At 72.9% G+C, this 10,285-nt stretch carries 9 protein-coding genes; 7 read left to right on the top strand and 2 right to left on the bottom strand.

What is annotated here, in order from left to right; genetic code table 11:
• Nucleotides 1-29 precede the first annotated feature (29 nt).
• Genes ddaH through VFL99_RS17210 form a run of 6 tightly spaced genes read left to right on the top strand, consistent with a single transcriptional unit; the run spans nucleotide 30 to nucleotide 7,297 of the window.
• A complete protein-coding gene (gene ddaH / locus VFL99_RS17235) occupies nucleotides 30-812 on the top strand; it encodes a dimethylargininase (protein WP_325107597.1) in 783 nt (260 codons plus the stop codon).
• 44 nt (nucleotides 813-856) lie between these two features.
• Nucleotides 857-2,119, top strand: coding sequence for an amidohydrolase (locus VFL99_RS17230; protein WP_325107596.1), 1,263 nt, complete (start codon nucleotides 857-859; stop codon nucleotides 2,117-2,119).
• The gene (locus VFL99_RS17225) at nucleotides 2,119-2,439 is read left to right on the top strand and encodes a hypothetical protein (protein WP_325107595.1); all 321 of its coding nucleotides are present in this window, start codon (nucleotides 2,119-2,121) and stop codon (nucleotides 2,437-2,439) included. The genes VFL99_RS17230 and VFL99_RS17225 overlap by 1 nt, the downstream gene beginning before the upstream one ends.
• Nucleotides 2,436-3,893, top strand: coding sequence for a sodium:solute symporter family protein (locus VFL99_RS17220; RefSeq protein ID WP_325107594.1), 1,458 nt, complete (start codon nucleotides 2,436-2,438; stop codon nucleotides 3,891-3,893). Before VFL99_RS17225 ends, VFL99_RS17220 begins: the two co-directional genes overlap by 4 nt.
• 31 nt (nucleotides 3,894-3,924) lie before the next feature.
• The gene (locus VFL99_RS17215) at nucleotides 3,925-4,842 is read left to right on the top strand and encodes a YdcF family protein (RefSeq protein ID WP_325107593.1); all 918 of its coding nucleotides are present in this window, start codon (nucleotides 3,925-3,927) and stop codon (nucleotides 4,840-4,842) included.
• A 49-nt stretch (nucleotides 4,843-4,891) separates the two neighbouring features.
• On the top strand, nucleotides 4,892-7,297 hold the full coding sequence (locus VFL99_RS17210; protein WP_325107592.1) for a lysylphosphatidylglycerol synthase domain-containing protein: 2,406 nt from the start codon (nucleotides 4,892-4,894) through the stop codon (nucleotides 7,295-7,297).
• Nucleotides 7,298-7,396: 99 nt separating this feature from the next.
• Here the strand turns inward: VFL99_RS17210 and VFL99_RS17205 are convergent, their stop codons facing one another.
• Nucleotides 7,397-7,819: a MarR family winged helix-turn-helix transcriptional regulator gene (locus VFL99_RS17205; RefSeq protein ID WP_325107591.1), complete on the bottom strand. Its 423-nt coding sequence runs from the start codon at nucleotides 7,817-7,819 to the stop codon at nucleotides 7,397-7,399.
• 3 nt (nucleotides 7,820-7,822) lie between these two features.
• Nucleotides 7,823-9,211, bottom strand: a complete 1,389-nt coding sequence (locus tag VFL99_RS17200; protein WP_325107590.1) for a cystathionine beta-synthase — start codon at nucleotides 9,209-9,211, stop codon at nucleotides 7,823-7,825.
• A 33-nt stretch (nucleotides 9,212-9,244) separates the two neighbouring features.
• Between VFL99_RS17200 and VFL99_RS17195 the strand changes: the two genes are divergently transcribed.
• Nucleotides 9,245-10,279 carry an SGNH/GDSL hydrolase family protein gene (locus tag VFL99_RS17195; protein WP_325107589.1) on the top strand — a complete coding sequence of 345 codons (1,035 nt, stop codon included), beginning with the start codon at nucleotides 9,245-9,247 and terminating at the stop codon, nucleotides 10,277-10,279.
• The last annotated feature ends 6 nt before the right edge of the window (nucleotides 10,280-10,285 follow it).

Genomic DNA, 10,285 nt, shown 5'->3' with positions numbered 1-10,285 from the left:
CGGCGGGGACCGCGATCCATAGTCCCGCAGTGCCACCGATCGCTCTCGTCCGCCGAACCAGCGCCGCCCTCCAGGAGGGCCTCACCTCCCACATCGAGCGGGTTCCCGTCGACACCGAGCTCGCCGAGCAGCAGCACGAGGCCTACTGCGCCGCCCTCGTGGACGCCGGCTACGACCTGCGCTACGTCGAGGACGCCCCCCACCTGCCCGACGCGGTCTACGTGGAGGACACCGCCGTCGTGGTGGACGACCTCGCCGTGCTCAGCCGGCCGGGGGCGTCGGAGCGCCGCGGCGAGGTGGCCGGCACCGAGAAGCTGCTGCGCGAGGCGGGACTGCGCCTGCACACGATCGAGGAGCCGGGCACGCTCGACGGCGGCGACGTGCTGCAGGTGGGCTCGACCGTCTTCGTCGGCCGCGGCGGTCGCACCAACGGTGCGGGCATCGCCCAGCTCCGCGACCTGCTCGCCCCACTCGGTCGCACGGTGGTGCCCGTCCGGCTCACCGAGGTGCTGCACCTGAAGTCCGCCGTGACGGCACTCCCGGACGGGACCCTGCTGGTCCACCGCGACCTCGTCGAGCCCGGCGCCCTTCCCCCGGCGCGCCGCGTCAGCGAGGAGGCCGGTTGCCACGTCGTGCCGCTCGCCGACGGCACGGTCCTCATCAGCGCATCGGCGCCGCGCACCATCGCCGACCTGGAGGACCTCGGCTTCCGCACCCGCCCCGTGCCGATGACCGAGTTCGAGAAGCGCGAGGGCTGCGTGACCTGCCTGAGCATCCTGCTCCCCGACCGCAACAGGGCCACCGCCGACTAGGCACCCCTCGGACCCAGCACCCACGCCAGGAGGCACACGCACCGGTGGCACACACGGCAGCAGACCAGCACGACGTCGACCTCAAGCAGCGCGCCGAAGAGGCCGCGCGGCGGGCCTGGCCCGCGGCGGTCAGCCTGAGCCACGACCTGCACGCCCACCCCGAGCTCGCCTTCGAGGAGCACCGCAGCGCCGCCGCTGTCGCGGGACTGTTGGAGCGCAACGGTTTCGCCGTCGACCATGGCGTCGCGGGGCTGGACACGGCGTTCGTCGCCACGGCCGGTTCCGGGGAGCTGGTGGTCGCGGTCTGTGCCGAGCTCGACGCGTTGCCGGACGTCGGGCACGCCTGCGGGCACAACGTGATCGCCGCCGCGGCGGTGACCGCGGGCGTCGCCCTCGCCGCGGTGGCGGACGAGCTGGGCCTCACCGTGCGCGTCTACGGCACGCCCGCCGAGGAGGTCGGCGGCGGCAAGGTCATCATGCTGGAACGCGGCGCCTTCGACGGCGTGCACGCCGCGATGATGGTGCACCCCTCTCCCGACGAGTACGCCGACCACCACACCCGCGCCACCCTCGACGTCGACATCACGTATGCCGGGAAGCCGGCTCACGCTGCCGCGGCACCGCACGAGGGGGTCAACGCCCTCGACGCGGTGACCATCGCCCAGGTCGCGATCGGCCTGCTGCGGCAACAGCTTCCGGCCTCGGCCGTCGTGTCCGGCTTCGTCCTGGAGGGTGGCACGGCCGCCAACGTGATCCCGTCCCGCGCCTCGGTCCGCTACGACATCCGCTCCTCCACCGTCGCCGAGCTCGAGCAGCTCCGGGAGCGGGTGCTGAACTGCTTCCGCGCGGGCGCGGTCGCCACGGGCTGCGAGCTGCAGGTGGAGCACCACTCGCGCACCTACACCGAGTTCCGCAACGACGACGCGATGGTCGCGAGCTACCGGCGCAACGCCGAGGCGCTGGGCCGCGTCTTCTCCGACCACGCCACGCTGGCCGAACGACTCAACACGGCGGGGTCGACCGACATGGCCAACATCTCCCAGGTCATCCCGACCATCCACCCGACGGTGCGGCTCGAGACCCACGGCGCCACGAACCACCAGCCCGAGTTCGCGCAGTGCTGCGTGGAGGAGTCGGCCGACCGCGCGATCCTCGAGGCCGGGACCGCGCTCGCGTGGACCGCCATCGACCTGGCCGGGGACGAGGAGCAGCGGCGACGTCTCAGGAGCCGCGAGACAGCACCACGGAATTGGCTGCTGGCAGGAGGCTCCGGGCATACCGGTGAATCGGGCGAGGAGGGGGACTGATGGCGCGGCACCCACGGTGGGCCACGGCCCCGTCGCGACCGGTGCACGTCCTCTGGTGGGTGGCGCTCGCCGCACCGATCGTCTGTGCGTTCGCGCTGCAGTGGCTGCCGGCGCTCAACGGCCCGCACCTGTGGCTGGGGCTGCCCGCGATCCTGTGGTGGACGACGATCCCGGGCAGCGCGCTGGTCACGGTGGTGCTGCTGCTCATCGAGCAGACCCGCACCGACGATGCGGAGCAGGACCGGCTGGACGAGGAGGCCGCCCGCGAGGCGGCTGCCCGGGAGGCGGCGCAGCGCACCGCTGAGGAGAGCCGGGCATGAGCACCCTCGAAGTCGTCGTCCTGGTGGGGATGCTCGTCATCGCGGTCCTGGGTTTCCTCGGCCGACGCCACCCCAACGCGGACCTCAGCGACTGGACCGTCGGCGGCCGGGCGTTCGGGGTCGCGACCAGCTGGCTGCTGCAGGCCGGTGAGACGTTCACGACGTTCACCTTCCTCGGCACCGCCGGACTGGTGGTCGCCGGCGGCGCGGCGACCTTCTACTCGATGCCGTACGTGCCGCTCGGCTACCTCATGCTCTACTTCGTCGCCCCCGTGGTCTGGCGGCGCGCCAAGGCGCGCGGGCACCTGACCCAGGCCGACTTCCTCGAGGACAGCTACTCCTCGCGGCCCCTGGGCGTGCTCGCGGCCGTCGCCGGCGTGGTGTTCCTGCTGCCCTACCTGCAGCTGCAGATCACCGGGCTCGGCCTCATCGTGCAGCTGGTCACCGGGAACGCCGCGTCCGAGACGTGGAGCATGATCGTCGGTTTCGTCCTCGTCGTCGCGTTCGTGCTGTGGTCCGGGATCCGGGGCGTGGCCACGACGGCGTACTTCAAGGACGCGCTGATGCTCGTCATGCTGCTGGTGGTCTGCGTCGGGGTACCGATCCACTTCACCGGCGGCTTCACCAACGTCTTCCATGAGGTGCAGCAGCGCGCGCCGGAGATGCTGTCGGTCCACGGCACCGAGGTGTTCGGCATCCCGTGGTACGTCTCCAACATGGCGATCAGCATGATCGGGGTGATGTTCCTGACATTGCCGCACGGCTGGCCGCCGATCCTCGCCGCCCGCAGCTCGAAGGTGCTGCGCCGCAACTACCTGTGGTTGCCGCTCTACAACTCCTTCATCGTGCTGCCGCTCATCGTCGGCTACGTCGCCTTCGTCGTGCTCGGGAAGGACACCAACCCGGACGCGGCGCTGCTGCACCTGGCCGGGCGGATGTTCCCCGAGTGGGTCATGGGGCTGGTCGCGATCGCCGGCATCGCCACGGCGATGGTCCCCTCGGCGGCACTCCTGGTCGGTATGTCGACCCTCGTGTCCCGCAACATCGTCCGGACCCGCTCCGGTCGCCAGCAGTACACGGTCACCCAGGTGACCGTGGTGGTCGCGACCTTCCTGTCGCTGGTGCTCGCGCTGGTGATGCCCGACCTGCTGGCGAACCTGCTGTTGCTGACGTTCAGCGGCCTGGACCAGCTGGCGCCGGCGATCGCCCTGGCGCTCTTCCTGCCCCGGCGCGTCGGGGCGTCGAGCATCCTCTCCGGGCTCGTCGCCGGACTGGTCGTCGTGATCGCCTACACCTTCTGGCTGACGGCGCCGTGGGCGATCAGCGAGGGGATCATCGGGCTGGTCGTGAACCTTGCCGTCATCGCCGTGGTGGAAGCCGGTCGGCGCGTGGTGGGGAACCGCTCCGAGCCGGCAGTCGTCGGCCCGGAGGTCGAGGGCGCCCACGTCGGCTGACGGGCCGCTCGCTCCTGCCTACGATGTGCCGGTGGTCGGCGACGTGGCACGCGTGGTCCTCGCCGTCGCGGCGCCGCTGCTGCTCGCACCCCTGGTCGGCTGCCTGCTGCTGGACGGCCTCGCCGGTCCACACCGACGGCGACACGGCCGTGCCCTCTCGCTGGCCGGCGCGGTCCTCGCGGCCGTCGTGCTCGTCCTCGACGACCTCGCCCTGCTCCACTCCAGCACCGGCATCGCCTCGGGTGCGGCGGTGGTGGCGGTCCTGGCCTGCTGGGTGGGCGTGGTGTTCCTCGCCGTCCTCCTCCACCCACTGGTGTGCCGGCTGCGCTCGCGGGCGGTGGTGCCCGAGGTGGTGGTCGTGCTCGGCAGCAAGCTGACCCGCGAGGGGCAGGTGCCGCCGGTCCTCGCGTGCCGGCTCGACCGCGCGGCGGCCCTCTGGCGAGGGGCCTGCGACGAAGGCCGCGAGGTCACCGTGGTCGTCAGCGGGTCGGCCGTCGCCGGCCGCCCGGTGTCGGAGGCGGCAGCGATGGCCACCTACCTCGTCGCGCACGGCCTGCCCGCCGGGTGTCTCCTGCTCGAGGGCCGCGCCACGACCACCGACGAGAACCTGCTCCTCAGCTCCCGGCTGGTGGTCGCCCGCTCGGGTGGGCGGCGCGCGAGCGAGCAGCGTGGCCCTGACCGGGGTGGACGGGGGGTCGGGCGACGCGGCGACGGCGCGCCCCCGCGATTGGCTGTCGTGACCAGCACGTTCCACACGTTCCGCACCGCCCGCGCCGCCGCCCGGCTCCACGTGCCGGCACGGGTCTGGGCCGCACCAACGCCGTGGTCGCTGGTGCCCGCAGCGTCGTTGCGTGAGCTCGGCATCCTGCTGCGCGAGCGGCTCCCGGTGCAGCTTGCCGGCTGCGCGACGCTGGCCCTGGCCGCCGTCCTCACTATCACCTGGGGCTGAACGGGCGCCGCCGTTGCCCACGGCAGGTGCAGGGGGGAGCATCGTGGACATGCCGACCAACGAGACGGGTGGCCCCGAGCGCCGCGGGATCCGCCGTCCCGGCCGGTATGCCCGGCTGCGCGCCTCGATCGGTCGCCACCCGGCCGACATCGTCCGGATGGCCATCGCCACCGCGATCGTCTTCGGCTGCCTGTACATCGCCCGGGCGCCGGGCATCAACCCGGTCGAGTCGGCCATCTTCTCGGAGCTGGAGCGGATCCCCAGCGCCTCGACCCGGCTGTGGGAGGCCTTCAGCTGGGTCGGGTACTGGCCCGGCATCGTCGCCGCTGCCGGGTTCGCGCTCTACGTCGGGCGGGTCCGGTTGGGCAGCTCGCTGCTCGCGGCGAGCGGAACCGCGTGGCTGCTGGCCATCGTCCTGCAGTGGCTGACCGCCCCCCGGCCGGTGCCGGGTCAGCTGGGCCACGTGCTGCGCGAGCCGACTTCCCACGCCTTCGCCTTCCCGTCCGTGCACGTGGCCGTGATGGCGGCGTTGGCGGCGGTCGCCGGCCCCTACCTGCGTCGCACCACCCGCGACGTCGCCTGGGCCGTGGTGATCCTCGTCGGGGTCGCCGACGTCTTCCTCGGCCACAACCTGCCCGTCGGGGCCCTCGGCGGGGCAGCCGTCGGGTGGGGCACGGCCGCGTTCTACCACCTGGTCCTCGGGGCGCCCGGGCGGCGGACCAGCGAGCAGGCGGTGCGGCTCGCCCTGGACGCCGTGGGGTTGAAGGACGCCCACATCCAGCCGGTCCGGCGTCGCTTCCTCCGGCCGGAGGAGTACGGCATCACGACCTGTGACGGCGAGCGCATGCAGATGAAGGTGGTGCGCCGCATGCACCGGCTGGCCGGGCCGGCATACAAGCTGCGCCGGCTGCTGGCCTCGGTCGAGGTGGAGGACGAGCCCGGGCTGTCCACGCCACGGCACGAGGTCGAGCACGAGGCCTACGTCACGCTGCTCGCCGAGCGGGCGGGGATCGGCACGCTGCCCGTCGTCTTCGCGGGCGAGATCCGGCACGGCCCGCCGTTCCTCATCCGTCGCCGGCTGCAGGGCACGCTGCTGTGCGACCTGCCCGGGGAGCGGTGCGACGACAAGGTCCTCGACCAGATCTGGCAGGACGTCCTCGCGCTCGCCGAGCAGCACGTGGGGCACCACGACCTGCGCGCCAAGAACATTTTGGTGGACGAGGACGGACGGCCCCGGATCACCGACTTCACCTTCAGCCGGGTCGGCGGCCCACCGGCGCAGCGGCAGCAGGACATCGCCGACCTCCTCGTCACGCTGGTGGCCGTCGTGGGCGTGCCGCGCGCGGTCGACAGCGCCGTGCGGCAGGTGCCGCGGCAGACCCTGCTGGACGCCCTCCCCCAGCTGCAGTGGCTGGCGGTCCACCGGCGCCTGCGGCAACAGCTCGAGGACGACCGCATCGTGCTCGCCGACCTGCGGGAGAGCTTGGCCGAGCGACTCGGGTCCCCACCGCCGCCGTTCCGCTCGCCGGTGCGTCCCGCCACGCTCGGCGTCATGCTCGCCGTCGGCCTGGCGGTCTACCTGCTGCTGCCCCAGCTGTCGAGCATCGACGAGGTCCTCGCCTCACTGCGGCGTGCCGACTGGCGCTGGATCGCCGTGGCAGTCGCGACCGGCTTCCTCGGCGTGCTCGCCTCCGGCGTGACCGTCATCGGGTCCAGCCGTCGCAAGCTGCCGTTCTGGAAGACCATGGCCGTGCAGCTCGCCGCCGCCTTCACCGGGCGCACCACGGCGGCCGGCATCGGCTTCTACGGCATCAACATCGTCTACCTCGAGCGGATCGGGCTGCGCCGCACGCACGCCGTCGGCGTGATCTTCCTCAACCGGGCCGTGGTCGGCATCATCACCGGCGTGGCGACCGCCGTCGGCATCCTCGTCATCGGCAGCGCCGTGCCGGTCGGGGACTTCTCGCTGCCGAGCTGGCCGATCCTGCTCATCGCGGGGGTCGTCCTGGCGATCATCGTCGCGGTGCTCGTCTCGCCGTGGGGACGCCGCAAGGTCTGGCACCCGATGCTGAACTCCCTGCGCGAGCTCCTGGCCGAGCTCGTCCCCACCCTGCGTGACCCGGTGCGGGCCAGCCAGCTCTTCGGTGGGACGGTGCTGTTCATCGTCCTGCAGGCGGCGGGGCTCGCGGCCACGCTGGCCGCGTTCAACCCGCACTTCAACCTGCTCGCGGTGCTCGCCGTCTACGTCGTGGGATCGACCCTGGGGCAGCTGGCACCGACTCCCGGCGGACTGGGCACCGTCGAGGCCGCCACCGTCGCGGGCCTCACCGCGGTCGGGGTCGGCCCGACCGCCGCGGTCGCCGCCGTCCTGGCCTCGCGCCTGCTGACGTTCTGGCTGCCCGCGCTCCCGGGCCTGGTGACGTTCCGGCTGCTGCAGCACCATGACGTGGTCTGACGACGACAGAGCGAGGAAACGAGCGCAGCGAGGCCCGCAGCGACGAGGAGTCAGACCAGACAACGGGTCTGACGACGACGGATTCTCGCTCCGTCGTCGTCAGCCGACGAGGGCCTCCAGCGCCGGCAGGGCCCGTCGCAGGTCGTCCCGCTCCTCCCGCGACAGCTTCTCGAGCCGCGCGGCGAGCGCCTGCATGCGGGCGGCCCGCCCGGCCTCCACCACCCGGCGCCCGTCGGAGGTGGGCTCGACCAGGAAGGCCCGCCGGTCCTCGGGATCGGCCTCCCGCCGGACCATGCCCAGCTTCTCCAGCGAGGCGATGATCCGGCTCATCGACGCGGCGCTCACCCCCTCGAGGTCGGCCAGCTCGCCGAGCCGGATGGGCTCGCTCGCCGCGAGGGTCGCGAGCGCGCTCAGCGCCCCGTGCCCGATCGGCGCGTTCCGTGCGTCCCGGCGCAGGGCGCGGTTGATCCGCCCGAGCGTCAGGTACAGGCGCGTCACGTCGTCGGGCCGGGACACCGTCATACCTCAGTGCGCGAAGAGGGTGAGCAGGTCCGCGCGGGTGAGGACACCGACCGGCTTGCCGCCCTCGACGACCATGACCGCGTCGTGCTTCTCCAAGGTGTCGTGGATGCTCGAGACCGGCTCACCGGCGCCGACCATGGGGATCGGCGGGCTCATGTGCTTCTCGACCGGGTCGGCGAGGTTCGCCGCACCGGTGAACAGGGCGTCGAGCAGGTCCCGCTCGCTGACCGAGCCGGCAACCTCCCCGGCCATGACCGGCGGCTCGGCCTTCACGACCGGCATCTGCGAGACGCCGTACTCCCGGAGGATCTCGATGGCGTCGCGGATGGTCTCGTTCGGGTGCGTGTGGACGAGGGCAGGCATGTCCCCCCGCTTGGCGTGCAGCACGTCCCCGACCGTCTGGTGCCCGTCGCTGGCGAGGAAGCCGTAGGAAGCCATCCAGGTGTCGTCGAAGATCTTGGACATGTAGCCGCGGCCGCTGTCCGGCAGGATCACCACGACGACGGCCTCGGGAGGCAGGTCCTTGGCGGCGCGCAGGGCCGCGACGACGGCCATACCGCAGGAGCCGCCGACCAGCAGGCCCTCCTCGCGGGCGAGGCGGCGGGTCATCGTGAAGGAGTCCATGTCGCTGACGGCGATCACCTGGTCGACGACCTTGGGGTCGTAGGCACGCGGCCACATGTCCTCACCGACGCCCTCGACGAGGTAGGGCCGGCCGGTGCCCCCGGAGTAGACCGACCCCTCCGGGTCGGCGCCGATGACCTGGACGCGGCCACCCTGCCGGTCGGCCGAGACCTCGCGCAGGTAGCGGCCGGTGCCGGTGATGGTGCCGCCGGTGCCGATGCCGGCCACGAAGTGCGTGACCGTGCCGTCGGTGTCCTCCCAGATCTCCGGGCCGGTGGAGTGGTAGTGCGAGTTCGGGCCCTCGGGGTTGGAGTACTGGTCGGGCTTCCAGCCGCCGGGGGTCTCGGCGGCGATCCGGTCGCTGACCGAGTAGTAGGAGTCCGGGTGCTCCGGTGCCACCGAGCTCGGGCAGACGACGACCTCGGCTCCGTAGGCCTTGAGGACGTTGCGCTTGTCCTCGCTGACCTTGTCGGGGCAGACGAAGATGCACTTGTAGCCCTTGGCCTGCGCGACCAGCGCCAGCCCCACGCCGGTGTTGCCCGACGTCGGCTCGACGATCGTGCCGCCGGGCTTGAGCTCGCCGGACGCCTCGGCCGCCTCGACCATGCGCACGGCGATCCGGTCCTTCACCGAGCCGCCGGGGTTGAGGTACTCCACCTTGGCCAGCACCAGAGGCCCGGTGTCCGCGTCCGCGTCGTCGAGGACCCTCCTCAGCCGCAGGAGCGGGGTGTTGCCGACGAGGTCCAGGAGCGAGTTCACGTAGCGCACGACCCGAGTCTAGGGGTGGCTAGAGTGGGGGACGTGGGGAAGGTTGCCGCGGCCCGCAAGCTCGCATCTGCCGCCGTCTACGGCGGCGGTGGCCTGTCCGTGCTCGGTGCGTCGCTGTACGGCGTGCTGCGTGCCGAGGCCACGCTCGCGCGCCGGCAGATCGGCAACGCCGACGGCGCGCCGCCCAACGCCACGGGGTGGTACGGCCGCGGCCGGCCGGGGCCCGCACTGAAGGTCGCGCTGCTCGGTGACTCGTCGGCGGCCGGGTACGGCGTCCACACCGTCCAGGAGACGCCGGGGGCGCACCTCGCCTCGGGGCTGGCCGAGGGGGCCGACCGGCGGGTGTACCTCTGCTCGGTCGCCTTCGTCGGCGCGCAGACCCGCGACCTCGACAAGCAGATCGACCAGGCGCTGGCCATGGAGCCGCACGTCGCGGTGATCCTGGTCGGCGCGAACGACGTCACCCACTCCCGGCTGCCCTCGGAGTCGGTGCGGCTGCTGCGCGAAGGCGTCTCCCGGCTGGTCGCCGCGGGGGTCGAGGTCGTCGTCGGCACCTGCCCCGACCTCGGCACCGTGGAGCCGATCCCCCCGCCGCTGAAGCAGGTGGCGCGCACCTGGTCGCGACGGCTGGCCGCGGCGCAGACCATCGCGGTCGTCGACGCCGGGGGGCGCACGGTGTCGCTCGGGTCGGTGCTCGGTCCCGAGTTCGCGGCCTCCCCCAAGCTGCTGTTCGGGCCGGACCGGTTCCACCCGTCGGCGGCCGGCTACTCCAGCCTCGCGCAGGTCATGCTGCCGTCGGTGCTCGCCGCGGCCGGGGTCTTCGAGGACCTCGCACCGGAGCCGGCCCGTGGCGAGGCGGTCATGCCGATCTCGGAGGCCGCGGTCGAGGCCGCGCGCACCCCGGGCACGGAGATCGACGCGACGAAGGTCGGCGGGGCCGAGCGCGGCGCCCGCGGGCGGTGGGTGCAGCTGCGTCGCCGGCACCGCCAGCCGCAGACGCACGTCGAGGGCCCGGAGTCCGACGAGTCCTCCGAACCCGCCCCGTCGGACTCCCCCCACCCGCGTTGAGTTCGC

The sequence above is a fragment of the Segeticoccus sp. genome, from assembly GCF_035708005.1.
This window is presented reverse-complemented; position numbering and strand designations above follow the sequence as displayed.